The sequence below is a fragment of the Variovorax sp. 22077 genome, assembly GCF_052044195.1.
In the GTDB taxonomy this organism is placed as follows: Bacteria; Pseudomonadota; Gammaproteobacteria; order Burkholderiales; family Burkholderiaceae_C; genus Variovorax; species Variovorax atrisoli.
The window spans coordinates 44,956-69,671 of record NZ_JBQEQC010000025.1 but is presented as its reverse complement, the minus strand read 5'-3'; the positions used below and the strand labels follow the sequence as shown (position 1 = coordinate 69,671).

The window sequence follows — 24,716 nt, the reverse complement described above, 5'->3', positions numbered from 1 at the left end:
ATAGAGCAGCCACGACATGAACAGCCGAAAGATCAAGACCTGGGCCTGGGTGCACAAGTGGAGCAGCCTCGTGTGCACGGTGTTCATGCTGCTGCTGTGCCTCACCGGCCTGCCGCTGATCTTCCATCACGAGATCGGCCACCTGCTGGGCACCGAGGTCGAGGCGCCGAAGATGCCCGCGGGCACGCCGCACATCAGCCTCGACCGCGTGCTCGAAGTCGCGAAGGCCAGGCACCCCGACCGCGTGGTGCAGTTCGCCTCGCAGCCCGAGGACGACGACGGCCTGTGGTTCGTCACCCTCACGCCCACGCCGGCGCCCACGGACGACTTCAAGTCGGTCGCGGTCGATGCGCGCACGGGTGCCGTGCTCGCACAGCCGAAGTTCGACGAAGGCTTCATGTACGTGATGTTCAAGCTGCACGTCGACCTCTTCGCGGGTCTGCCGGGCAAGCTCTTCCTCGGCTTCATGGGGCTGCTGCTGCTAGTGGCGGTCGTCTCGGGCGTGGTGCTCTATTCGCCCTTCATGCGCAAGCTCGAGTTCGGCACCGTGCGGCGCGAGAAGCGTCCGCGCCTGAAGTGGCTCGACCTGCACAACCTGCTGGGCATCGTCACGCTGGTGTGGGTGTTCGTGGTGGGCGCCACCGGCATGATCAACACGTGGGCCGACCTGGTCATCAAGTACTGGCAGTACGACCAGCTCAGCGCGCTGCTCGCGCCCTACAAGGACGAGCCCGTCGTGGCGGTGAACGAGCGCGCCTCGGTGCAGCGTTCGATGGAGGCCGCGATGGAGCGTGCGCCGGGCATGAAGCTGTCGTTCATCGCCTTCCCGGGCACCTCGTTCTCCAGCCCGCACCACACGACCTTCTTCCTGCGCGGCAACGAGCCCTTCACGTCCAAGCTGCTGCAGCCCGTGCTGGTCGACGCCAAGACGGCGGAAGTGACCGCCTCGCCCAAGCTGCCCTGGTACCTGTGGGCGCTGCTGGTGTCGCAGCCGCTGCACTTCGGCGACTACGGCGGCATGCCGATGCAGATCATCTGGGCGCTGCTCGACATCGCGACCATCATCGTGCTGGGCAGCGGTCTCTATCTCTGGCTCAAGCGGGGCAACACGGTGCCTTCGGCCTCGAGGAAGGCGAAGGAGCATGAGGAGCGGCAGCCGCCCGAGCCCGTCGGCGTCGCGCAACCCGAGCCGGCCGCGGCATTGAAGGGCCAGGCATGAAGCAGCAGCATCATCATGGCTTCTGGCACATGTGGGGCTGGCCCGTCGTGCTGGGCGTGCTCACGACCTTCGGACTGATCTCGGCGCTCTTCAGCGACGGCGGCCTGGGCGACATCCTGGCCTGGATAGCGCTGGGCGTCCCGTGCGTGGTGTGCGTCTGGTACGGCTGGTGCAGGCGGCCGTCAGACAAGGCAGGCGAGTCCTAGTTTTCCCTGAGAGTCGCGCCACTGCGACACGCTCGGCCGGCGCGGCAAAGCAGAATCGGCGCGATGAAGAATCTCGCGCCCGTCGCATTCACCGCCGCCGGCTTTCTCCTCCTGATCGCTGCGCCGCCGGCCGCACGGGCGCAGCAGGATCGGCCCCCGACCGACCTGGGCTCGGGCAGCAGCACCGGTGCGAGCCTGCGCGAGATCACCGTGACCGTGCCCCGCGGCGAGGTCGCGCCATTCAACGTGCCCGGCTCGGTCGACCGCGTCGACGGCAACGAGATGCGCGACAGCCGCTTGCAGGTGAACCTCTCCGAAGGCCTCGGCGCGGTACCGGGGCTGCAGGTGCAGAACCGGCTGAACTACGCGCAGGACCTGCAGCTTTCCATCCGCGGCTTCGGTGCGCGCTCGACCTTCGGCGTGCGCGGCGTGCGCCTCTATGTCGACGGCATTCCCGCGACCCTGCCCGACGGGCAGGGCCAGACCTCCAACATCGACATCGGCTCGCTGGACCGCGTGGAGGTGCTGCGCGGACCGTTCTCCGCGCTCTACGGCAACTCCTCCGGCGGCGTGGTGCAGGCCTTCACCGCCTCGGGCGAGGGGCCGCCGCGCCTGTCGTATTCGCTCGCGGGCGGCAGCTTCGGCACCTGGCGGCAGTCGCTGCAGCTCAGCGGCTCCCAGGGCGCGGTGGACTACCTGCTCGACGCGAGCCGCTTCCACACCGACGGCTGGCGCGAGCACAGCGCCGCGAAGCGCGACATCGCCAACGGCAAGCTCGGCATCGCGCTGGACAACGGCGACAGGCTCACGCTGGTGTTCAACAGCGTGCGCATCGACGCGCAGGACCCGCTGGGCCTCACCGCCGACCAGTACGCCCTTGCGCCGCGCAACGCGCCGCTGGCCACGCAGTACGACACCCGCAAGACGGTCGAGCAGACGCAGGCCGGCCTGCTCTACGAGCATCGCATCGATTCCACGCAGGGCCTGCGGCTCATGGTCTACGGCGGCCAGCGCAAGACCGTGCAGTTCCAGTCGATCCCGCCGTCGGCGCAGCAGAACCCCTTGCACGCGGGCGGCGTGATCGACCTCTCGCGCCAGTACGGCGGCATCGACCTGCGCTGGAACGCCGCGCTCACGCTGGCCGGCCGGCCCTTCGACATCGTGGCCGGCCTGGGCTACGACAGCCTGCGCGAGAAGCGCCGGGGCTACGAGAACTACCTGGGGCCGGTGTCGGCGCCGCTGCTCGGCGTGCAAGGTCGGCTGCGGCGCAACGAGCTCAACGAGGCCTGGAACCTCGATCCCTACGCGCAGGCCACCTGGCGGCTCGCCGATCGCTGGACGCTCGAAGCCGGCGTGCGCCGCAGCAGCGTGCACTTCGATTCGCAGGACCGCTACATCGTCGGCACGAATCGCGACGACAGCGGCAGCGCGCGCTACAGCAAGACCCTGCCGGTGGCCTCGCTGCGCTATCAGGCGACGCAGGACCTCGCGCTCTACGGCTCGATCGGCCGCGGCTTCGAGACGCCGACGCTGAACGAGCTTTCGTACCGGGCCAACGGCGCGAGCGGCCTCAACTTCGCGCTGCGGCCATCGGTGAACGACAGCATCGAGATCGGCGCCAAGGCGCGGCTCGCGGGCGGCCTGCTCACGGCCGCGCTGTTCCAGACCCGCACGCGCGACGAGATCGTGACCGACACCAACGTCGGCGGCCGCGCGACCTTCCAGAACGCCGGCCGCACCAGGCGCAACGGCTTCGAGCTTGGCTGGCAGCACGAGACCGCGAACCACTGGCGCACGCAGCTCGCCTATACATGGCTGGACGCCACCTACCGCGACGCCTTCTGCTCGCCATCTCCCTGCGCGGCGGCCAACACCGTGGCGGCGGGCAACCGCATTCCGGGCATCGCGCGGCAGTCGCTCTTCGCGTCGCTGGGCTGGGTGCCGCCCGAAGGCTGGCGCGCCGGCATCGAGATGCGCGCGCTCGGCCGCATCCAGGCCAACGACGCCAACACCGCGAGCGCGCCGGGCTATGCCGTCGCGGCGGTGTATGCGGGCTATCTGAAGAAGTGGGAGCGCTGGGAGTTCAACGCCTTTGCGCGCGTCGACAACCTGTTCGACCGGCGCTACGTGGGCTCGGTGATCGTCAACGAAGGCAATGCGCGCTATTACGAGCCTGCGCCTGGCCGCAACTGGACGGTGGGACTGAGCGGCGCCTACCGCTTCTGACGCCCCACCATCCTTTTCTCTTGCTTACTTGAGGCCGGCGGCTGCGCGCAGCGCGGCAGCCTGGGTGGTCGCTTCCCAGGTGAACTCGGGCTCCTCGCGGCCGAAGTGGCCGTAGGCGGCGGTCTTCTGGTAGATCGGGCGCAGCAGGTCGAGCATCTGGATGATGCCCTTCGGGCGCAGGTCGAAGTGCTCGCGCACCAGTTCCGCGATCTTCTCGTCGGGAATGACGCCGGTGCCTTCGGTGTAGACCGTGATGTTCATCGGCTGTGCCACGCCGATGGCGTACGCCACCTGGATCTGGCACTGGCGCGCCAGGCCGGCGGCCACGATGTTCTTGGCGACGTAGCGTGCGGCGTAGGCGGCCGAGCGGTCGACCTTCGACGGGTCCTTGCCCGAGAACGCGCCGCCGCCGTGCGGGCAGGCGCCGCCGTAGGTGTCGACGATGATCTTGCGGCCGGTGAGGCCGCAGTCGCCCTGCGGGCCGCCGATGACGAAGCGGCCGGTCGGGTTGATCAGGTAGCGCGTGTCCTTGAGCCACTCCTTGGGCAGCACGGGCTTGATGATCTCCTCGATGATGGCTTCGTTGAACGAGGCCTTCATCTTGGTGGGCGTCTCGCTCTGGTCGGGGCTGTGCTGGGTGGAGAGCACCACGGTGTCGATGCTGTGGGGCTTGCCGTCCACGTAGCGCATCGTGACCTGGCTCTTGGCGTCGGGGCGCAGGAAGGGCAGTCGGCCGTCCTTGCGCAGCTGGGCCTGGCGCTCGACGAGGCGGTGCGCGTAGTAGATGGGCGCGGGCATCAGCTCGGGCGTTTCGTCGCAGGCGTAGCCGAACATCAGGCCCTGGTCGCCGGCGCCGGTGTTCAGGTGGTCGTCGCTGGCGTGGTCGACGCCCTGGGCGATGTCATTGGACTGCTTGTCGTAGCAGACCATCACGGCGCAGCCCTTGTAGTCGATGCCGTACTCGGTGTTGTCGTAGCCGATGCGCTTGATGGTGTCGCGCGCGACCTGGATGTAGTCGACGTGCGCGTTGGTGGTGATTTCGCCCGCCAGCACCACGAGGCCGGTGTTGGTCAGCGTCTCGGCTGCCACGCGGCTGCGGGGGTCCTGCTCGAAGATCGCGTCGAGGATGGCGTCCGAGATCTGGTCGGCGACCTTGTCGGGATGGCCTTCGGAGACGGATTCGGACGTGAAGAGGAAGTCGTTCGCCATTTGTTCAAAACTCCTTGATTTGACTTGGCGCGTTGCCAACTCTGCGGAGCTCTGGCGAACGCTTTAGCAGATGCCGATTTCTCGGCCCGGCACAATCGCACTGCTGCGCTTGTGTTTGTCGCCCTGCAAGTTGTTCCGTAACTCGGCGACAATTTGCATTCTATTCGAGCCGCGCAATACCATGCGCGCGCGTCCGTGTTTTGACTCCCTCCCGTATTCGATGATCACCCTGTTCCGCCTGCTTGCCCGCGTGCCGATGCCGCTGATGCATCGGCTCGGCGCATTGCTGGGCTGGCTGGTCTGGTGGAGCGCGCCCGGCTACCGCCGCCGCTTCAGGGCCAACGCCGAGAGCGCGGGCTTCGGCCCCGAGCAATACCGTCCCGCCATCGCCGCAGCCGGCAAGATGGCGTCCGAGCTGCCCTGGCTCTGGCTGCGGCCTCAAGGGGAAACCGTGCTGCATCGCGTGGTGCGCTGGGAGGGCGTGGAAGCCTTCGAGGCGGCCATGCAGGCGAAGAAGGGCGTGATCCTGGTCGCGCCGCATCTCGGCAGCTGGGAGATGTGCGGCCAGGCCATCGGCGAGCGTTTTCTGTCGACCTACGGGCCGATCACCGCGCTCTTTCGCCCTGCGCGCAAGAAGTGGATGGCCGAGCTGATCGCAGCCGGTTCGCGCGACAGGCCCGGCCTGCAGACCCTGCCCACCAACAACACCGGCGTGCGCGGCCTGATCCGCACGCTGCGCAGCGGCGGCTACACCGGCATCCTGCCCGACCAGGTCCCGCCGCTCGGCCAGGGCGTGTGGGCCCCCTTCCTGGGCCGCCCGGCCTACACCATGACCCTGCTTCCCCGCCTCGCGCAACAGACCGGCGCAGCCTGCTTCCTCAGCGTGTGCGAACGCCTGCCGAATGCGGCCGGCTACGTGATCCGCTTCGATCCCATCGTCGGCACAGCGCTGACCGACCCGACCGCTCCCATCGAGGAGGCGGCCGCGGCCATGAACGACGCGATCGGCCGGCTGATCCGCAGCCTGCCGGGGCAGTACGTCTGGGACTACGCCCGCTACAAGGAGCCGCGCGCCGAGCGCGTGGTCGCCGCTGCCGGGGAGACCGCATGAGCCTCGGTTCCCGACTCGGCATCGGCTTCATGCGCGCGATCGCGCCGCTGCCGCTGCCGCTGGTGCGCGGCTTCGGCGCGTTCCTCGGCCGCATCCTGCACGTCGTCGCGGTGCCGCGGCGGCGCGTGGTCGACACCAACCTGGCGGTCTGCTTCCCCGAGAAGTCGCAAGCCGAGCGCCGTGCGATCGCGAAGGAAACCTTCGTCTACGTGGCGCAGTCGTGGCTGGACCGCGGCTGGCTCTGGCATGCGCCCGAGAAGACGGTGGCGAGCCGGCTAAGGATCGTCGGCGCAGCCTCGGAGATCAGCGAGATCGCCCACGGTGAGGAGCCCATGATCCTCTTCGCGCCGCACTTCTACGGCCTCGACGCGGCCGCCACCGCGCTCACGATGCACACGGCGCGTCCCTCTGCCACCATCTACACGACCCAGCGCGACCCGATGATCGACGCCTGGATCCGCGAGGGCCGCACGCGCTTCGGCGACGTGGCGGCGCTCAACCGGGTGGACGGCATCAAGCCGGTGCTGCAGGGCCTGCGCAAGGGCGGCCTGCTGTACCTGCTGCCCGACATGGACTTCGGCCGCGACCAGACCATCTTCGTGCCGTTCTACGGCGTGCAGGCGGCCACGGTGCCGTCGCTGTCGCGCTTCGCGCGGCTGGGCAAGGCCAAGGTGGTGCCGGTGGTGTCGAAGCTCACGCGCGACGGCTACGAGATCGAGATCCTGCCGACCTGGCAGAACTTTCCGACGGACGACGTCGAGGCCGACACGGCGCTCATGAATGAGCGGCTGCAGGGCTACATCGACACGATGCCCGCGCAGTACTACTGGGTGCACCGCCGCTTCAAGACGCGGCCGGAGGGCGAGCCGCCGATCTATTGAGGGCCGCAGGAGCCGGGCAGCCGGATGCAGGGTTCGCCAAGGTTTCGCAAAGGCCGAGAAAGAAGGTCCAGAAGGTCCGAAAAGGCGGACCTGGTTCTTTCAGCGGCCTCTGCCTTCGGTCAAGCCCGATTCAGGAAGCCCTCGATCTCGCGCGCGACCAGCTGCGGCTGCTCGTGCACGATCCAGTGGGTCGCGTTCGGCACCTTCCTGACCTCGAGCCTGGGCACGTATTCGTCGAGCCCTTCGAGCAGGCCGGGCAGCAGCGCGGCGTCATCGAGCGCCCAGAACACGAAGGTCGGCACTTCCACCACGAGTCGCTCGCGCGGCAGCACGGGGATGCCGTCGACGGTCTGGCCGGGCAGGGGCGGCTTCATCGGCGTCACGCGGTAGAGGTTGCAGGCGCCCGTGAGGCCCGCGCTCCAGACCTCGCGGTACTGCTGCTTCACTTCCTCGGTGAGCCAGCCGTGGCCGTCGGGGCCGGCCTTCATCAGCAGGAAGAAGGGCCACATGCGCTTGAAGTCGTCGGCCGCGAGCAGCGCCTCGGCGTCGGGGCGCGCAAGGAAGTTCATGTACGCGCTCGCCTGCTGCTGCGCCGGGTTGTTGCGCAGCTCGCGGGTGAAGGTGCCCGGGTGCGGCGAATTGATGATGACCAGCTTGCCGACCTGCTGCGGGAAGGCGTTGGCGTAGCCCCAGCCGAAGGCGCCGCCCCAGTCGTGGGCGACCAGCGCGGCCATGGTGCCGTCGGCGCTCTCGGTGGCGGCGAGCTGCTGGATGTCCTGGATCAGCAGATGCGGCTTGTAGGCAGCCACGTCGGTGGGCGAGCTCGACTTCTCGAAGCCGCGAAGGTTGGGCGCCACGCAGCGGTAGCCGCCATGGGCGGGGTCGGAGAAGTATTCGAGCAGCTCGTCCCAGATGAAGGCGGCCTCCGGGAACCCGTGGAGGAACACCATCAGCGGCCGGCCCGGCTGGCCGGCGGCGCGGCAGCTCAGTGTGATGCCGTTGGGCAGGCTGCGTTGGAATGTCTCGATCATGCTTCTTGTCTCCTTCGGGTTGACTGTCGTCGCTATTGTTTTGATAGTGACCTGCGCAGATGGGACGGACGGTGCAGCCTGCCGGATCGTCAGGCGCCTTCCGCTGGCGGCGGCGGCTCGGGTGCGGCCGCCTGCGCCTCGGCGTCCTCTGGATGGACCCAGCGCCACAGCAGCTCCGCCGCCTCGCCCACGCCTTGCTTCTTGAGGGCCGAGAACAGTTTCACCTCGCCGCCGCCGGCCTGCAGTCGCGTAATGGACAGCACCTTGGCGCCCTCGCTGCGGGTGAGCTTGTCGGCCTTGGTGAGCAGCACGAGGAACTTCAGGCCCTGCTCCACGCGCGGGCGGATCACGTCGAGCAGGATCTCGTCGAGCTCGGTCAGGCCGTGGCGCGGATCGCACATGAGCACCACGCCGCGCAGGTTCTCGCGCGTCATGAGGTAGTTGCCCATCACGCGCTGCCAGCGCAGCTTGGCCTCGCGCGGCACGGCGGCGTAGCCGTAGCCGGGCAGGTCGGCGAGCACCGCGTCATCGACCTTCTGCTTGCCGATGCCGAACAGGTTGATGTGCTGCGTGCGGCCCGGCGTCTTGGAGGCGAAGGCCAGGCGGGTCTGCTGCGTCAGGGTGTTGATGGCGGTCGACTTGCCCGCGTTGGAGCGTCCGACGAAGGCGATCTCGGGCAGGCCGAGCGGGGGCAGATGTTCGAGCTGGGGGGCGCTGGTGAGGAAGTGGGCGGTGTGGAGCCAGCCCAGCGCCATGCGCTCGCGTTCGGCGACCCGGGGGTCTGCGGCAGCTGCCGCGCGGGGAGGATAGGCAGCGGGCTTGGCGCGCGGGGAGGGCATCTACGGACTTTCGAAACAGGGCCCACATTGTAGAATCGTGAGGTTTTGCGCCATAAATTCGAAGCCCCCGATATGAAGTTGTTTGCCAATATTGTGCTTGCGGCCCTCGTGGGCATCGCATCCAGCGTGAGTTTTGCGGCCGATGAACACGCGGCCGCTCCTGCCGCCCCGGCAGCCGCCAAGCCGGCCAAGCCGGACCCCGCCAAGGGGGATGCGCTCTTCAACGCAACGCCGGCAAACAGCCAGAGCTGCGCCTCGTGCCACAACGCCGACGGCAACTCCGCCATCGCGGCCAACCCCAAGCTGGCGCAGCAGCATCCCGAATACATCCTCAAGCAGCTGCAGGACTTCAAGTCCGGCGCCCGCAAGAGCGCGATCATGAAGCCGCTGGCCTCGGCGCTGTCCGACGAAGACATGCGCAACATCGCCTGGTTCGTCGGGTCGAAGAAGGTCAAGCCGGGCTTCTCGAAGGACAAGGACACCATCGCGCTGGGCGAGAAGATCTACCGCGGCGGCATCGGCGATCGCCAGATCCCGGCCTGCGCCGGCTGCCACAGCCCCAACGGCGCCGGCATTCCGGCCCAGTATCCCCGCCTTGGCGGCCAGAACGCCGACTACACCGTGGCGCAGCTCACAGCCTTCCGCGACAACGTCCGCCTGAACAGCCTGCCCATGACCGGCGTCGCAGCCAAGCTCAACGACAGGGAAATCAAGGCTGTTGCCGACTACATTGCCGGTTTGCGTTGATGATGGCGCTCCCTGGAGCGTGACCAGCCGCCGATAACAACCCCAAACAAAGGGCGGGCCGATCCAGCAGGATGGCCCGCCCTTTTGTTTTCAGCCCTCTCTTCCTTTCTTCCAGCTTCGCCCGATGTCGTCCGTCTCCACCCATGGCCTTCGCGTTCATCGCGGACCGCAGATGCTTCGCGCCGCGGTGGAGCTGCTGTCGTCGATGCGCTTCGCGATCGCGCTGCTCACCATCATCTGCATCGCGTCGATCATCGGCACGGTGCTCAAGCAGCACGAGCCGATCAACAACTACATCAACCAGTTCGGCCCGTTCTGGGCCGAGCTCTTCCGCGCCGCGCGGCTCGACTCGATCTACAGCGCCTGGTGGTTCCTGCTGATCCTGCTGTTCCTGGTGATCAGCACCACGCTGTGCATCGTGCGCAACACGCCGCGCATCATGGTCGACCTGAAGACGTTCAAGGAAGACATCCGCGTGCAGAGCCTGAAGGCCTTCGGCCATCGCGCGGAGAACAGCCTGGGCGAGACGCCCGAGGCCGCGGCCAACCGCATCGGCCAGCTGCTGGTGAGCGGGGGCTGGAAGGTCAAGCTACAGCGGCGCGAGGCCGGCGCCGACGGCAAGAGCGCGGGAGGCTGGATGGTCGCGGCGCGCGCGGGCGGCGCCCACAAGCTGGGCTACATCGCGGCCCACAGCGCCATCGTGCTGGTGTGCATCGGCGGCCTGTTCGACGGCGACCTGGTGGTGCGCGCGCAGACCTGGTTCAACGGCAAGAGCGTATTCACCGGCGGCGGCATGATCGCCGACGTGCCGCCCCAGCACCGGCTGTCGGCCAGCAACCCGACCTTCCGCGGCAACATCCTCGTGCCCGAGGGCGGGCAGGGCAGCGTCGCCATCCTGAACCAGTCCGACGGCGTGCTGCTGCAGGAGCTGCCGTTCTCCATCGAGCTGAAGAAGTTCATCGTCGACTACTACTCGACCGGCATGCCCAAGCTCTTCGCGAGCGAGGTGGTGCTGCACGATCGCGAGACCGGCGAGCAGGTGCCCGCGCGCATCGAGGTCAACCATCCGGCCAGCTACAAGGGCGTGGAGATCTACCAGTCGAGCTTCGACGACGGCGGCTCGAAGGTGAAGCTCAAGGCGGTGCCGATGGCTGCCGCGGCCAAGCCCTTCGAGGTGGAAGGCGTCATCGGCGGGCCCAGCACCGAGATCACCAACGGCAAGGACAAGCTCACGCTCGAGTACGCCGCGCTGCGCGTGATCAACGTCGAGAACTTCGCCGACGCCAACGCCATGGGCAGCGGCGCCGACGTGCGCAAGGTCGACCTGCGCCACGACATCGAGTCGCGCCTGGGCGCTGCCAACAAGACCAACAAGCCGAAGGTGCTGCGCAACATCGGCCCGAGCATCGGCTACAAGCTGCGCGACGCTTCGGGCCAGGCGCGCGAGTACCAGAACTACATGGTGCCGGTCGACACCGGCGACGGCCAGCCGGTGTTCCTGCTGGGCATGCGCGAGAAGGCCGACGAGCCCTTCCGCTACCTGCGCGTGCCGGCCGACGAGCAGGGCTCCATGGACGGCTTCGTGCGCATGCGCGCGGCGCTCGCCGATCCGGCTACGCGCGAGCGCGCCGTCGAGCGCTACATCGCCAAGGCCACCGATCCCAAGCGCCCCGAGATGGCGGAGCAGCTGCGCGTGTCCGCCACGCGCGCGCTGGCCTTGTTCGCCGGCAGCGAGCGCGCCAAGGCTGACGCCGCCACCGCAGGCGGCTGGCAGGCCATTGCCGAGTTCATGGAGGCCAACGTGCCCGAGGCCGAGCGCGAGCGCGCCGGCGGGGTGCTGGTGCGCATCCTCAACGACGTGCTGTTCGAGGTACTCAACCTGAGCCGCGAGGGTGCCGGGCTCGCCGCGCTGCCCAACGACGAGAAATCGCAGGCCTACCTGACGCAGGCCGTGCTTGCCATCAGCGACGCGTACTTCTACCCGGCGCCGGTCGCGATGATGATGACCGACTTCACCCAGGTGCAGGCCAGTGTGTTCCAGGTGGCGCGCGCCCCCGGCAAGAACATCGTCTACCTGGGGTGCCTGTTGCTGATCGTCGGCATTTTTGCCATGCTGTACGTGCGCGAGCGCCGCCTGTGGGTGTGGCTGGCGCCCGGCGGCACGGCTGCCGGAGGCGAAGCATCCGCGACGACGGCAGCCACGATGGCTTTCTCGGTGAATCGCAAGACCATCGACAGCGACCGCGAATTCGAGCATCTCAAACGCAAGCTGCTCGCCCTGAACGCATAAGACCACGAGACGACATGAACACCACGACCCTCACGCTCAATGAAAGCTGGCTCTCGCGCCGCAACCTGTTCGACTGGGTGTTCGCGGCGCTGGTGGTGGCCGGCGGGCTCTTCGCCTTCACGCGCTACGCGGGCTCGATGGATTACTACGAGAAGCCGATCCTCGCCGCGGCGGTGATCGCGACCATCGCCATCGGATGGTTCTGGCGGCCGCTGCGGGTGCTGGCGATCGTGGTGGCTGCGGCTTCGCTGCTGGCCATCGCGTCTTACCAGGGCGACCTGGCGCGCGCCGACACGGTGTTCTGGCTCAAGTACTTCCTCTCGAGCCAGTCGGCCATTCTCTGGATGAGCGTGCTGTTCTTCATGAGCACGCTGTTCTACTGGCTCGGCTTCTTCGGCGGCAGGCAGTCGGACACCTTCGACGCGATCGGCTCGCGCCTGGCGTGGGCGGCGGTGACGATGGCGCTGATCGGCACCATGGTGCGCTGGTACGAGAGCCATCAGCTCGGCCCCGACATCGGCCACATCCCGGTGAGCAACCTGTACGAGGTGTTCGTGCTGTTCTGCTGGCTGACGGCGGCCTTCTACCTTTACTTCGAGGAGCGCTACGGCACGCGCGCGCTCGGCGCCTTCGTGATGCTGGTGGTCAGCGCGGCGGTGGGCTTTCTGCTCTGGTACACGATCGTGCGCGAGGCGCACGAGATCCAGCCGCTGGTGCCGGCGCTGCAGAGCTGGTGGATGAAGCTGCACGTGCCGGCCAACTTCATCGGCTACGGCACCTTCGCGCTCGCGGCCATGGTCGCTTTCGCCTACCTCATCAAGGAGCAGGCCGACGAGAAGCGCTGGTACAAGCTCACGCCGATCTGGCTGCTGGGCGTGGCGCTGTGCTTCGTGCCGGTGGCGTTCCGCCAGCGCGTGCAGGAGGCCGGCGGCAGCTACTGGGTGATCTATGCAGGCATTTCCGCGCTGATCGCCGCGGGCATCCTGCTGGGGCGCAAGCGCATCGCCGCGCGCCTGCCGGCCAACGACGTGCTCGACGACGTCATGTACAAGTCGATCACCGTCGGCTTCGCCTTCTTCACCATCGCCACCGTGCTGGGCGCCCTGTGGGCGGCCGACGCCTGGGGCGGCTACTGGAGCTGGGACCCGAAGGAGACCTGGGCGCTGATCGTCTGGCTCAACTACGCGGCCTGGCTGCACATGCGGCTGGTGAAGGGCCTGCGCGGCACCGTGGCGGCCTGGTGGGCGCTGGGCGGGCTCGCGGTCACGACTTTCGCCTTCCTGGGCGTGAACATGTTCCTGAGCGGGTTGCACAGCTACGGCACCCTGTGAGTGCAGGCCTGCGGCCTTTCGCGAAGAATTATTGAAACCACGCGCCGCGGCGGCGCGTAACCGAATCGGGGTTGGCCACGAACTACCCTGAGAACAACGATTCCGCGAAAGGCCCGTCATGTCGTTCCATTCCCGTCCCCTCCGTCGCACCGTCAACAACAGCGGCGACAACGGTTTCATCCATCCGCTGTCCAGCGAGATCACGCCCCGGGAGGTCTACGAAGGCCGCCGCGACATGCTCAAGCTGATGGCCGGCGGTGCAGCGGGAGCCGCGCTTGCGGCATTCGCCTCGCGCGAAGCCCTGGCGCAGGTCGAGCGCCCCAACAAGCTCGCACCGCTGCCGGGCGCGAAATCGACGGTGCCCGGTGCCATCTCGATGGAGAAGGTCACCGACTACAAGGACGCCTCCACCTACAACAACTTCTACGAGTTCGGCACCGACAAGGCGGACCCCGCCAAGAACGCCGGCACGCTGAAGACGCGGCCCTGGACCGTGGAGGTGGAAGGGCTGGTCAAGAAACCGGGCAAGTACGGCATCGAGGATCTGCTCAAGCTCAGCGCCCAGGAGGAGCGCATCTATCGGCTGCGCTGCGTCGAGGGCTGGTCGATGGTCATCCCGTGGGTGGGTTACTCGCTCGCCGAGCTCATCAAGAAGGTCGAGCCGCAGGGCAACGCCAAGTTCGTCGAGTTCGTGACCCTGGCCGACCCCAAGACCATGCCCTTCGTGGGCTCGCGCGTGCTCGACTGGCCCTACACCGAGGGCCTGCGCATGGACGAGGCGATGCATCCGCTCACCCTGCTGGCCTTCGGCATGTACGGCGAGGTGCTGCCCAACCAGAACGGCGCGCCGGTGCGGCTGGTGGTGCCGTGGAAGTACGGCTTCAAGTCGGCCAAGTCGATCGTGAAGATCCGCTTCGTCGAGAAGGAGCCCAGCACCGCCTGGAACAAGGCCGCGGCCAACGAATACGGCTTCTATTCGAACGTGAACCCGAACGTCGACCACCCGCGCTGGAGCCAGGCCACCGAACGCCGCATCGGCGACGGCGGCGGGCTGTTCGCCAAGCGGCGCAAGACGGAGATGTTCAACGGCTACGAGGCGCAGGTCGGCCAGCTCTATGCGGGCATGGACCTCAAGAAGAACTACTGAAATGGGGCTCGCCCCCGGGCTGCGCGCACTTGGTGTCGCGCGCGCCTTTTCCCCGCCGGGGGCAACACCTGCGGGCTGGCGGAGCCGGGTCCGCGGTGTTCTCGACGGTGCGACGTCTCTTCTTTCATGGAGTGTCTTGTGAACAAGCTGCTCATGCATCCGGCGACCAAGCCGATCGTCTTCCTGCTGTGCCTGCTGCCTTTCGCGCGGCTGGCCTATGGCGCGTTCACGGACGGGCTGGGCGCCAACCCTGCGGAGTTCCTGATCCGCGCCACCGGCGACTGGACACTGCGCTTCATCTGCATCGTGCTGGCGGTGACGCCGCTGCGCGTGATGAGCAAGTGGAACGCGCTCGCGCGCTACCGTCGCATGCTGGGCCTGTTCGCGTACTTCTACGTGGTCCTGCACCTGCTGTGCTACGCCTGGTTCGACATGGGCTTCGAGTGGGCCGACATCGCGAAGGACATCGCCAAGCGGCCGTTCATCCTGGTGGGCTTCTCGGCCTTCGTGCTGCTGACGCCGCTGGCGGCCACGTCGTTCAACCGCGCGATCAAGGCGATGGGGGCGAAGCGCTGGCAGATGCTGCACAAGCTGGTCTACCTGATCGCAGGGCTCGGCCTGCTGCACTTCTTCTGGATGCGCGCGGGCAAGAACAACTTCGCGGAAGTGTTCGTCTACGCCGCGATCATCGCGGTGCTGCTCGCGTGGCGCGTATGGAACTATTTCGCGAACAAGCGCGGGAAGGCGAAGCCGGCGTCTGCGGGCGCGGTGCGCACCGGCTGACGCCGGGAAAGGGCGATCAGCCGTCGATCTCGCTGCGCAGCTGGTCTTCCATCGTCTCGCGGCGGCGGATCAGCCTTGCGCTCGCGCCGCTCACCAGCACCTCGGCGGCACGGCCGCGCGTGTTGTAGTTGCTGGACATGCTCATGCAGTACGCGCCCGCCGACAGCACGGCCAGCAGGTCGCCCGACAGCACGTTGAGCGCGCGGTCGCGGCCGAGCCAGTCGCCGCTCTCGCAGACCGGGCCGACCACGTCGTAGGTCGTTGCGTTGCCCGCGCGCGTGCGCACCGGCACGATGCGCTGGAAGGCCTGGTACATCGCGGGGCGCGGCAGGTCGTTCATGGCTGCATCGACGATGCAGAAGTTCTTGTCCTCGCCCGGCTTGGTGTAGAGCACTTCGGTGACGCACACGCCGGCGTTGCCGACCAGCGAGCGGCCCGGTTCGATCACCAGCTTGCGCCCGCCGAAGCCGCGCGCATCGAGCTTGGCCAGCAGCTGCTGCCAAAGCGCATCTGCCTTGGGCGGCACCTCGCCGTTGTAGTCGATGCCCAGGCCGCCGCCGAAGTCCAGGTGATGAATCGGCACGCCGGCCGCCTCGATGGCTTCCACCAGGTCGAGCACGCGGTCGCACGCGTCGAGATAGGGCGACGCTTCGGTGATCTGCGAGCCGATGTGGCAGTCGATGCCCACCACCTCCAGCCCCGGCAGCCGCGCGGCGTGCTTGTAGGCCTCGACGGCGCGGTCGTGCGCAATGCCGAACTTGTTGCCCTTGAGGCCGGTGGAAATGTAGGGGTGCGTCTTCGGATCGACGTTCGGATTGATCCGGATGCTGATCGGCGCGCGCTTGCCTTCGGCAACAGCCACTTCGTTGAGCACGTCGAGCTCCGCTTCGCTCTCGACGTTGAAGCAGGCGATGCCGGCCGCAAGGGCTTGGCGCATCTCGGCGCGGGTCTTGCCGACGCCCGAGAAGATGATCTTCTTCGGATCGGCACCCACGGCCAGCACGCGCGACAGCTCGCCGCCGGAGACGATGTCGAAGCCGCAGCCTGCTTCGGCGAACACGCGCAGCACGCCGAGCGAGGAGTTGGCCTTCATCGCATAGCAGATGAGGGCGTCGCGGCCCTCGAAGCCGCGCTGGTAGGCCGCCAGGGCATCCAGCATCCATTGCCTGGAGTAGACGAAGAGGGGGGTGCCGTGTTCGCGGGCCAGCGCGTCGAGCGCCACGCCTTCGACGTGCAGCGTGCCGTCGCGCTCGGCGATGTGCGGCTGGCCGGGCAGGGAGGTGGTCGTGCCGGCGTTCACTTGCGTTGCTCCGTACCGGCGCTGCTGCCGTTCGTGGTCGGAGCGGCCGGTGCGCTGGCGGCGGCCGCAGGCGCGGGCGCTGCCTGGCTGGAAGACGACGATGATGACGATGAGGAGCGCAGGCTGTCCGGCGTCAATATCTCCGGCAAGGTGGCTCGCCCGGCGGCTGCCGGATCGGTCGGCAGATACAGCGCACCGCGCTGTCCGCAGGCGGCGACGAGCCCGGCGGTGCCTACGGCGAGGCAGACCATGAGCGCGGCGCGGGCGCGGGTGCTCACTAGAATTTGGCGAACGTTCAACATGGCGAAATTGTAATGACCGACACCGAGTACATGGATCACGCCGAGGCTGCTCTTGCAGCCATCGAGCTGGGCTGCGACCGCATCAACGAAGCGACCGACGCAGACATCGACAACCAGAGGGTGGGCGGGATGATCACCATGACCTTTCGCAACGGCAGCCAGCTGATCGTGAACCTGCAGAAGCCCTTGCAGGAGATCTGGCTAGCCGCGCGTTCGGGCGGCTATCACTACCGCCATGACGGCAAGGCCTGGGTGGACACCAAGACGGGCGAGGAATTCTTCGGCAACCTGTCGCGCGAGGCGACGCTTCAGGCCGGCCAGCCGCTGGACTTCGCGGCTGGCTGAACCTTCCGCCGACGGCGGCGCTCAGTTGCGGAACAGGTCGAGGATGCGGTTGCGCTCCTCGGGCTGTGCGGGGGCGCCGATCGGACCGCCCGCCGGGGCCTCGACCGGCGCTGCCGGTGCTGACTCCACGCCCAGGCTCGCAACGCCGCGTCCCGGCGCGTAGTCGTCGTAGTACCACTCGCCGCCGACGCTCACGATGCCCGGGGGCGGGTTGGCGGACAGCTCGGTCACCGGCACGCCCTTGATGGCCGTCTCCATGTAGGTGATCCAGATCGGCAGGCTCAGGCCGCCGCCGGTCTCGCGGTCGCCCAGGTTGCGCGGCGTGTCGTAGCCGATCCACGAGATGGCTGTCATGGTGGGCTGGAAGCCGGCGAACCAGGCGTCGAGCGAGTCGTTCGTGGTGCCGGTCTTGCCGTAGAGGTCGGGGCGCTTGAGCATGGCCTGCGCCTTGGCCGCGGTGCCGCCGCGGGCCACCGAATTGAGCAGCGTGTCCATGATGAAGGCGTTGCGCTGCGGGATGACGCGCAGCGAATCGTTCAGCAGCGGCGGCTGCTTGTCGACCAGCACCTTGTCCTTGTGGTCGGTGATGCGCGTGACCAAGTACGGATTCACGCGATAGCCGCCGTTGGCGAACACCGAATAGCCCACCGCCATCTGCATCGGCGTGACCGAGCCCGCGCCCAGTGCCATCGGCAGGTAGGCAGGGTGCTTTTCCTTGTCGAAGCCGAAGTTGGTGATCCACTCCTGCGCGTAGCGCGTGCCGATGGACTGCAGGATGCGGATCGAGACCAGGTTCTTCGACTTCATCAGCGCGGTGCGCATCGTCATCGGGCCGTCGTAGCCGCCGCCGTAGTTCTTCGGCTCCCAGGGCTGGCCGCCGGTGGTGCCGGCGTCGAAGAAGAGCGGGCCGTCGTTGATGACCGTGGCCGGGGTGAAGCCCTTTTCGAGCGCCGCGGAATAGATGAAGGGCTTGAAGCTCGAACCCGGCTGGCGCCAGGCCTGCGTCACGTGGTTGAACTTGTTCTTTCCGAAATCGAAGCCGCCGACCAGCGCCTTGATGGCGCCGTCGCGCGGGTCCATGGCGACGAAGGCGCCCTCGACCTCGGGCAGCTGCGTGATCTCCCAGGTGTTCTTGGGCGTCTTCACCACGCGGATGACCGCGCCGCGGCGAATCTTGATGTTCGGCGGCGCCTTGTCGGAGAGGCCCGACTGGGCGGGCTTGAGGCCCTCGCCGGTGATCTGCACCGGGTCGCCGTTGCCGCGCACCGCGTCGATCTGCTTCGGCGTGGCCTTGAGCACCACCGCCGCCATCACGTCGCCGTTGTCGGGGTGGTCGCTGAGCGCGTCGTCGACCGCTTCGTCGAGGTCCTTCGGGTCGTTCGGAAGGTCGACGAACTTCTCGGGGCCGCGATAGATCTGGCGGCGCTCGTAATCCATGATGCCCTTGCGCAGCGCCTTGTAGGCGGCGGCCTGGTCGGCTGCGACGAGCGACGTGTACACCTTCAGGCCGCGCGTGTAGGTGCTGTCGCCGTACTGAGCGTACATCAGCTGGCGCACGGTCTCGGCCACGTACTCGGCGTGCAGGCGGTTCGGGTCGGCGGCGTCGCGCAGGTGCAGCTCTTCCTTCTTGGCTTCGGCCGCCTGCTCGGCGGTGATGAAGCCGGCTTCCTGCATGCGGTCGATCACGTAGAACTGGCGGCCCCGCGCGCGCTGCGGGTTGTTGACCGGGTTGTTCGCGCCTGGCGCCTTGGGCAGGCCGGCCAGCATGGCGGCCTGGGCGATCGTGAGCTCCTGCAGGGGCTTGCCGAAATAGGCTTCGGAGGCGGCAGCGAAACCGTAGGCGCGGTTGCCGAGGTAGATCTGGTTCAGGTAGATCTCGAAGATCTGGTCCTTGGTGAGCAGGTGCTCCAGCTTGAAGGTGAGCAGCACCTCGTAGATCTTGCGCGTGAGCGTCTTCTCGGAACTCAGGTAGACGTTGCGCGCCACCTGCATCGTGATGGTCGATGCGCCCTGGCTCTTCACGCGGTTCATGTTGGCCAGGCCCGCGCGGATCATGCCCTTGTAGTCGACGCCGCCGTGGTCGTAGAAGCGCGCGTCCTCGGCTGCGAGCACGGCGTCCTTCACGACCTTCGGGATGGCCGAGATGGGCGTGAGGTTGCGGCGCTCCTCGCCGAACTCGCCGATCAGGATGCCTTCGGCAGAGAAAACGCGCAGCGGCAGCTTCGGCCGGTAGTCGGAGAGCTCGCTGATGTCAGGCAGGTTGGGATACGCGACCGCAAGGGCCACGGCCACCACGCACAGCACCGCGAGCACACCGGCCAGCGCAATGCCGAAACCCCAGAGGAAAAGGCGCAGCAGCCATTTCAGCCAGGTCGGGCGGGGGGAGGGGGAATTCTTGGCTGGCCCTTTGGGGCTGGAAGTTTCTTGCATGAGGGGCCGCACAGAGTCACCCGACATTATAAAAAGCCGCCCCTTCCTCACGATCCGATCTTTGCGGGGCTTGCATTGCCCTAATTCAAAAGTTACAAAATGCGGTTTTGCCGTCAGCTTTTGACAACGCTTGAGGAATTTGCCCTGCAGCGTCGCTTGGTTGCCGCTACGCCTGCTGCTAGCATGCAACCGAATTCAATTTTTTCTATTCGTTACAAATACAGGGGAAGAGGAACCTGCCTTGGCTGCTCTTGGATCATTGTTTCGTCGTCAGAACGCTCCCCTGCTGGGGCTGGACGTGAGTTCGTCCAGCGTCAAGCTGGTCGAGCTCGGCCGTGAGGCCAGCGGCAAGCTGGTCCTGGAGCGCTGCGCCATCGAACCCCTGGAACGTGGCTGGATCACCGACGGCAACGTCGAGAAGTTCGACGAGGTGGCCGAAGCCGTCCGCCGCGTCATCCGCAAGAGCGGCACCCGCACCCGCAACGTGGCGCTCGCATTGCCGCCATCGGCCGTGATCACCAAGAAGATCATTCTTCCCGGCGGCATGAGCGAGCAGGAGCTCGAGATCCAGGTCGAGTCCGAAGCCAACCAGTACATCCCGTTCTCGCTCGACGAAGTCAGCCTCGACTTCTGCGTGACCGGCCCGAGCGCCACCTCCGCAGGCGACGTGGAGGTTCTGATCGCCGCGTCGCGCAAGGAAAAGGTCCAGGACCGCGAAGGCCTGGCCGAAGCCGCGGGCCTGAAGGCGATGATCCTCGATGTCGAGTCGTATGCCTCGCGCTTGGCCACCGCCCGCCTGATCGAGCAGTTGCCCGGCAAGGGCGTCGATTCGATCGTTGCGCTCTTCGAAGTGGGCGCCTTCACCACCAGCATGCAGGTGCTGCGCAACCAGGAAGTACTGTACGACCGCGACCAGGCGTTCGGCGGTGCCCAGCTCACCCAGCTGATCGTGCGCCAGTACGGCTTCTCCGCCGAGGAAGCCGAGGCCAAGAAGCGCAGCGGCGACCTGCCCGACGACTACGGTTCGGGCGTGCTCAGGCCCTTCGTCGAGAGCATCGCGCAGGAAATCGCGCGTGCGCTCCAGTTCTTCTTCACCAGCACACCGCACAATCGCGTCGACTACGTCCTGCTGGCCGGCGGATCGGCTTCGCTGCCGGGCCTGACGAATGCCGTCACGCGGCAGACCTCGTTCGCCTGCTCGCTGCTCAATCCCTTCGAAGGGATGGAAATCAGCTCGAACGTCCGGGAGAAGAAGGTCCGCCGCGAGGCTCCGTCCTATCTGACCTCGTGCGGGCTGGCCATGCGGAGGTTCCTGCAGTGATCCTCATCAATCTGCTCCCGCATCGCGAAGCTGCGCGCAAGCGCAGGCGCGAGGCGTTCTATGGCACCCTGGGTGCCGCGGCGATCCTGGGCGTGTTGATCGCCGGGTTGGGCTACCTCTGGTTCGAGGCGCAGATATCGGCGCAGCAATCGAAGAACAGCTTCCTGCAGGCCGAGATCAAGAAGCTCGAGGTCGAGATCAAGGAAATCTCCACGCTGCAGGAAGAAATCGCCGCGCTGCGCGCGCGCCAGCAGGCCGTCGAAGACCTGCAGGGCGACCGCAACCTGCCCGTGCACCTGCTCAACGAGCTCGTGCGGCAGCTGCCCGATGGCGTCTACCTGACCAACATGAAGCAGGACAACCAGACGGTCACGCTGCAGGGCATGGCCCAGTCGAACGAGCGCGTGTCGGAGTTGCTGCGCAATCTCGGCAACAACAGCCCGTGGCTGGTGAAGCCCGAGCTGGTCGAGATCACCTCGGCCAATGTGAGCCTGAATCCGCGCGACCAGCGCCGCGTGGCGAACTTCACGATGCGCATTGGCCTGAAGCGGCCCACCGACGCGCAGAAAGCCGCTGCCGACAAGGCATTGGCCGCAACGGCGCAGTCCAAGGGGTAACCGATCATGGCAAGCAAGCGCCCCTCCCAGAAAATCGACGTCGCCGCAGCGCTCCAGCGCTTCGGCGACCAGTTCCGCGGACTCAATCCGAACGATCCCTCGGCGTGGCCCCCGGTGCCGCGCCATGCGCTGTGCCTCGCAGTCACGGCGCTGGTGCTGGTCGCTCTGTGGTTCGTCTGGCTGACCAATTCGAACGACGAGCTCGAAAGCGAGCGCGCCAAGGAAGTCACGCTCAAGGCCGACTACCAGAAGAAGGTGGCCCAGGCCGCCAACCTCGATCTGCTCAAGAAGCAGCGCGAGCAGGTCCAGCAGTACGTGACCCTGCTCGAGAAGCAGCTGCCCAGCAAGGCCGAAATGGATGCCCTGCTGTCGGACATCAACCAGGCGGGCCTGGGCCGCAGCCTCCAGTTCGAGCTGTTCCGGCCCGGGCAGGTGTCGGTCAAGGACTATTACGCCGAACTGCCGATCGCCGTTCGCGTGACCGGCCGCTATCACGACATGGGCGCCTTCGCGGCCGACGTGGCGGGCCTCTCGCGCATCGTGACGCTCAACAACATCTCGGTCACCCCGCAGAAGGACAAGGACGTGCTGACGATGGACGCCACCGCGCGCACCTATCGCTATCTCGACGATGAAGAGCGGGCCGCCCAGAAGCGCGCCTCCGCACCGAAGGCGAAGAAATGAAGATCGTCGCCAAAGTACTGTGGCTGACGCTGGCCGCGTCGGCATTGAGCGCCTGCGACTCGGGCCAGGAAGACCTCCAGCGCTGGATGGCCGAGCAGCGTGCCCAGGTGAAGCCTTCGATTCCGCCCATTTCCGAACCCAAGAAGTTCACTCCGCAGGCCTATACCGAGGCCTCGGCGTTCGAACCTTTCAACATCCTGAAGCTGACGCAGGCGCTGCGCCGCGAATCGAACCAGCCGAGCACCTCGGAGCTGATCGCGCCCGAGCTGGCTCGGCGCAAGGAGCCGCTCGAGGCTTTCCCGCTCGACTCGATGGCGATGGTCGGCAGCATGAACCGCAACGGCCAGCCGGTGGCGCTGCTGCGCGTGGACAAGCTGCTCTACAAGGTGCGCGTCGGCGAATACCTGGGACTCAACTACGGGCGTATCACCCGCATCAACGAAACCGAAATCGCCTTGCGTGAAATCGTGCAAGACGCCGCCGGTGAATGGATCGAACGCGTCGCGACGCTGCAGCTGCAAGAGAGTGCGAAATGAACCAAAAGAAATCAAAAATGGCACAGTGGCTGCGCGCTGCCGGCCTGGGTCTGCTGGCCTTCGGCGCATTGGCCGTGGCACATGCGCAAAACGCCATCGAAGCCGTCACCAGCTCGACCCAGTCGGGCTCGGAAGTCATCCGCATCGATCTCGCGCAGCCGCTCACCGCGGTTCCCGCCGGATTCGCCGTCCAGACCCCCGCGCGCATCGCGCTGGACTTTCCCGGTGTCACGAACGCCATCGGCCGCTCCGCCATCGAGGTGAACCAGGGCAACCTGCGCTCGGTGAACGTGGTGCAGGCCGGTGAGCGCAGCCGCGTGGTGCTGAACCTGAAGCAGGCGACCGCGTACAAGGCCGAGATCCAGGGCAAGTCGCTGCTGGTGGTGCTCGAGCCCGTCGCCGGATCGGCCCTCGCAGCCCCGGTTTCCACGGCTTTCGCCGAAAACCGCAATCGCGACACGCTGCCTCTGCGCGACGTCGACTTCCGCCTGGGCGCCGACAGCACCGGCCGCGTCATCGTCGACCTTCCGAACAACCAGGTGGGTGTGGACGTCAAGCAGCAGGGCAAGAGCCTCGTGGTCGAGTTCACCAAGTCGTCCCTGCCCGAGGGGCTGCGCCGCCGCCTCGACGTGGCCGATTTCGGCACGCCGGTGCAGATGATCACCTCGCAGCAGGCCGGCGACCGCGTCCGCATGACGATCGACGCCAAGGGCGACTGGGAGCACAGCGCCTACCAGAGCGAAAACCAGTTCGTGGTCGAGGTGCGCGCCCGCAAGGTCGACCCGACCAAGCTGACCCAGGGCGTGGGCTACAACGGCGAGAAGCTGTCGCTCAATTTCCAGAACATCGAGATCCGCTCGCTGCTGCAGGTGATCGCCGACTTCACGAACTTCAACATCGTGACCTCGGATTCGGTGACGGGTGCCCTCACGCTGCGTCTGAAGGACGTGCCGTGGGACCAGGCCCTGGACATCATCATGCAGGCGAAGAACCTGGGCATGCGCAAGAACGGCAGCGTGCTGTGGATCGCGCCCAAGGATGAGATCAACGCCAAGGAAAAGCTCGAGTTCGAGGCCAAGGCCGCGATCGAGAACCTGGAGCCGCTGCGGACCCAGTCGTTCCAGCTCAACTACACCAAGGCGATCGCCATTGCGCAGGGCCTGACCGGTACTGGCGCTTCTGCTGGCGGCGGCGGTGGTGGCGGCACCACGACCCGCATCCTGAGCCCGCGTGGCAGCGTGATCGCGGAATCGCGTACCAACCAGCTGTTCGTGTCTGACGTTCCCTCGCGACTGGCGCAGGTGGCAGAACTGATCCAGAAGCTCGATATCCCCGTTCGCCAGGTGCTGATCGAGGCGCGCATCGTCGAGGCGTCCGATACCTTCGGCAAGTCGCTGGGCGTGCGGTTGGGTGGCGGCATCGCTGGCGAGCGTTTTGCATCTTCCGGCGGCAATCGTGCGTTCGCCAACCTTGGCGTGATGCCTGTCGTGACCCCTGGCACCAACGGCGGTCCGAGCACTGCCAACACCACCTGGACCAATTCCAACTTCATCAACCTCCCCGCAGGCGATGCCGGTGGCACCGGCAACGCGGCAGGCACCTTCGCGATCTCGCTTTTCAATTCGAGCTTCTCGCGCATGCTGAACCTCGAAATCTCGGCGCTCGAAGCCGACGGCAAGGGCAAGCTGGTCTCCAGCCCCCGTGTCATCACCGCCGACCAGACCAAGGCGCTGATCGAGCAGGGCGAGGAAATCCCGTATCAGCAGGCCACTTCCAGCGGCGCGACCTCCATCTCGTTCCGCAAGGCGGTGCTGAAGCTCGAAGTCACGCCCCAGATCACGCCGGAGGGCAACATCATCCTGACGCTGGACGTCAGCAAGGACGCCCGCGGCGTGAATACCTCGGCGGGTCCGGCGATCAACACCAAGCACGTGCAGACCGAGGTGCTGGTGGAGAACGGCGGCACGGTTGTCATCGGTGGTATCTTCGAGCTCACCGAAACCAATGACGAATCGCGCGTGCCGGTGCTGGGTGAAGTGCCCTATGTGGGTGCACTGTTCCGCAAGCGCGAACGCGTTGCCAACAAGACTGAAATGCTCGTCTTTATCACCCCGAAGATGATTACCGACCGCAACGCCGCGCGCTGACGCGCGGGCGTAGC

At 66.9% G+C, this 24,716-nt stretch carries 22 protein-coding genes; 16 read left to right on the top strand and 6 right to left on the bottom strand.

The window, feature by feature from the left end; all coding sequences use genetic code 11:
* Positions 1-16 precede the first annotated feature (16 nt).
* The 3 genes from ACTJLF_RS28460 to ACTJLF_RS28450 all read left to right on the top strand — a co-directional run bounded on the left by ACTJLF_RS28460 (position 17) and on the right by ACTJLF_RS28450 (position 3,651).
* Entirely contained in the window at positions 17-1,219 is a 1,203-nt protein-coding gene (locus ACTJLF_RS28460; protein ID WP_132752337.1) for a PepSY-associated TM helix domain-containing protein, read from the top strand.
* Positions 1,216-1,425, top strand: a complete 210-nt coding sequence (locus ACTJLF_RS28455; RefSeq protein ID WP_019654450.1) for a hypothetical protein — start codon at positions 1,216-1,218, stop codon at positions 1,423-1,425. Before ACTJLF_RS28460 ends, ACTJLF_RS28455 begins: the two co-directional genes overlap by 4 nt.
* Before the next feature lie 63 nt (positions 1,426-1,488).
* The gene (locus ACTJLF_RS28450; RefSeq protein WP_132752338.1) at positions 1,489-3,651 is read left to right on the top strand and encodes a TonB-dependent receptor; all 2,163 of its coding nucleotides are present in this window, start codon (positions 1,489-1,491) and stop codon (positions 3,649-3,651) included.
* A gap of 24 nt (positions 3,652-3,675) precedes the next feature.
* On the opposite strand, the gene metK is transcribed toward ACTJLF_RS28450, so the two are convergent.
* Positions 3,676-4,860 (bottom strand): methionine adenosyltransferase, encoded by a 1,185-nt coding sequence (gene metK, locus ACTJLF_RS28445; RefSeq protein ID WP_019654448.1) that lies wholly within the window; start codon positions 4,858-4,860, stop codon positions 3,676-3,678.
* A 220-nt stretch (positions 4,861-5,080) separates the two neighbouring features.
* Here metK and ACTJLF_RS28440 point away from each other — a divergent pair, with 220 nt between their 5' ends.
* Together ACTJLF_RS28440 and ACTJLF_RS28435 are read left to right on the top strand one after the other, a co-directional pair.
* Positions 5,081-5,971, top strand: a complete 891-nt coding sequence (locus ACTJLF_RS28440; protein ID WP_019654447.1) for a lysophospholipid acyltransferase family protein — start codon at positions 5,081-5,083, stop codon at positions 5,969-5,971.
* Positions 5,968-6,852, top strand: a complete 885-nt coding sequence (locus tag ACTJLF_RS28435) for an LpxL/LpxP family acyltransferase (RefSeq protein ID WP_126182660.1) — start codon at positions 5,968-5,970, stop codon at positions 6,850-6,852. The genes ACTJLF_RS28440 and ACTJLF_RS28435 overlap by 4 nt, the downstream gene beginning before the upstream one ends.
* A 119-nt stretch (positions 6,853-6,971) precedes the next feature.
* Here ACTJLF_RS28435 and ACTJLF_RS28430 read toward each other — a convergent pair whose 3' ends face one another.
* Entirely contained in the window at positions 6,972-7,883 is a 912-nt protein-coding gene (locus ACTJLF_RS28430; RefSeq protein ID WP_132752339.1) for an alpha/beta fold hydrolase, read from the bottom strand.
* Positions 7,884-7,972: 89 nt separating this feature from the next.
* Positions 7,973-8,722, bottom strand: coding sequence for a ribosome biogenesis GTP-binding protein YihA/YsxC (gene yihA, locus ACTJLF_RS28425; RefSeq protein ID WP_132752340.1), 750 nt, complete (start codon positions 8,720-8,722; stop codon positions 7,973-7,975).
* Positions 8,723-8,794: 72 nt separating this feature from the next.
* Between yihA and ACTJLF_RS28420 the strand changes: the two genes are divergently transcribed.
* The 5 genes from ACTJLF_RS28420 to ACTJLF_RS28400 all read left to right on the top strand — a co-directional run bounded on the left by ACTJLF_RS28420 (position 8,795) and on the right by ACTJLF_RS28400 (position 15,020).
* Entirely contained in the window at positions 8,795-9,469 is a 675-nt protein-coding gene (locus ACTJLF_RS28420) for a c-type cytochrome (RefSeq protein WP_019654443.1), read from the top strand.
* A gap of 124 nt (positions 9,470-9,593) precedes the next feature.
* Positions 9,594-11,759, top strand: coding sequence for a cytochrome c biogenesis protein ResB (locus tag ACTJLF_RS28415; protein WP_132752341.1), 2,166 nt, complete (start codon positions 9,594-9,596; stop codon positions 11,757-11,759).
* A 14-nt stretch (positions 11,760-11,773) separates the two neighbouring features.
* Positions 11,774-13,090: a c-type cytochrome biogenesis protein CcsB gene (ccsB, locus tag ACTJLF_RS28410; RefSeq protein ID WP_019654441.1), complete on the top strand. Its 1,317-nt coding sequence runs from the start codon at positions 11,774-11,776 to the stop codon at positions 13,088-13,090.
* A gap of 118 nt (positions 13,091-13,208) precedes the next feature.
* Complete coding sequence (gene msrP / locus ACTJLF_RS28405) at positions 13,209-14,237, top strand: protein-methionine-sulfoxide reductase catalytic subunit MsrP (RefSeq protein WP_132752342.1); 1,029 nt, start codon at positions 13,209-13,211, stop codon at positions 14,235-14,237.
* A gap of 138 nt (positions 14,238-14,375) precedes the next feature.
* Positions 14,376-15,020 (top strand): sulfite oxidase heme-binding subunit YedZ, encoded by a 645-nt coding sequence (locus ACTJLF_RS28400; protein WP_019654439.1) that lies wholly within the window; start codon positions 14,376-14,378, stop codon positions 15,018-15,020.
* 16 nt (positions 15,021-15,036) lie between these two features.
* Here the strand turns inward: ACTJLF_RS28400 and lysA are convergent, their stop codons facing one another.
* Entirely contained in the window at positions 15,037-16,320 is a 1,284-nt protein-coding gene (gene lysA / locus ACTJLF_RS28395) for a diaminopimelate decarboxylase (protein WP_019654438.1), read from the bottom strand.
* Positions 16,317-16,622, bottom strand: coding sequence for an LPS translocon maturation chaperone LptM (lptM, locus tag ACTJLF_RS28390; protein WP_132752344.1), 306 nt, complete (start codon positions 16,620-16,622; stop codon positions 16,317-16,319). Before lptM ends, lysA begins: the two co-directional genes overlap by 4 nt.
* Before the next feature lie 12 nt (positions 16,623-16,634).
* Between lptM and cyaY the strand changes: the two genes are divergently transcribed.
* Complete coding sequence (gene cyaY, locus ACTJLF_RS28385) at positions 16,635-16,967, top strand: iron donor protein CyaY (RefSeq protein WP_132752345.1); 333 nt, start codon at positions 16,635-16,637, stop codon at positions 16,965-16,967.
* Positions 16,968-16,988: 21 nt separating this feature from the next.
* Here cyaY and ACTJLF_RS28380 read toward each other — a convergent pair whose 3' ends face one another.
* On the bottom strand, positions 16,989-19,397 hold the full coding sequence (locus ACTJLF_RS28380) for a penicillin-binding protein 1A (RefSeq protein WP_019654435.1): 2,409 nt from the start codon (positions 19,395-19,397) through the stop codon (positions 16,989-16,991).
* Between the two features lie 241 nt (positions 19,398-19,638).
* Here ACTJLF_RS28380 and ACTJLF_RS28375 point away from each other — a divergent pair, with 241 nt between their 5' ends.
* The 5 genes from ACTJLF_RS28375 to pilQ are packed head-to-tail and all read left to right on the top strand — an operon-like array spanning position 19,639 to position 24,702.
* Entirely contained in the window at positions 19,639-20,718 is a 1,080-nt protein-coding gene (locus ACTJLF_RS28375; protein ID WP_019654434.1) for a pilus assembly protein PilM, read from the top strand.
* Positions 20,715-21,335 (top strand): PilN domain-containing protein, encoded by a 621-nt coding sequence (locus ACTJLF_RS28370; RefSeq protein WP_019654433.1) that lies wholly within the window; start codon positions 20,715-20,717, stop codon positions 21,333-21,335. Before ACTJLF_RS28375 ends, ACTJLF_RS28370 begins: the two co-directional genes overlap by 4 nt.
* 6 nt (positions 21,336-21,341) lie before the next feature.
* The gene (locus tag ACTJLF_RS28365; RefSeq protein ID WP_132752346.1) at positions 21,342-22,019 is read left to right on the top strand and encodes a type 4a pilus biogenesis protein PilO; all 678 of its coding nucleotides are present in this window, start codon (positions 21,342-21,344) and stop codon (positions 22,017-22,019) included.
* Positions 22,016-22,555 (top strand): pilus assembly protein PilP, encoded by a 540-nt coding sequence (locus ACTJLF_RS28360; protein WP_019654431.1) that lies wholly within the window; start codon positions 22,016-22,018, stop codon positions 22,553-22,555. Before ACTJLF_RS28365 ends, ACTJLF_RS28360 begins: the two co-directional genes overlap by 4 nt.
* Entirely contained in the window at positions 22,552-24,702 is a 2,151-nt protein-coding gene (pilQ, locus tag ACTJLF_RS28355) for a type IV pilus secretin PilQ (RefSeq protein WP_132752347.1), read from the top strand. The genes ACTJLF_RS28360 and pilQ overlap by 4 nt, the downstream gene beginning before the upstream one ends.
* Positions 24,703-24,716 lie beyond the last annotated feature (14 nt).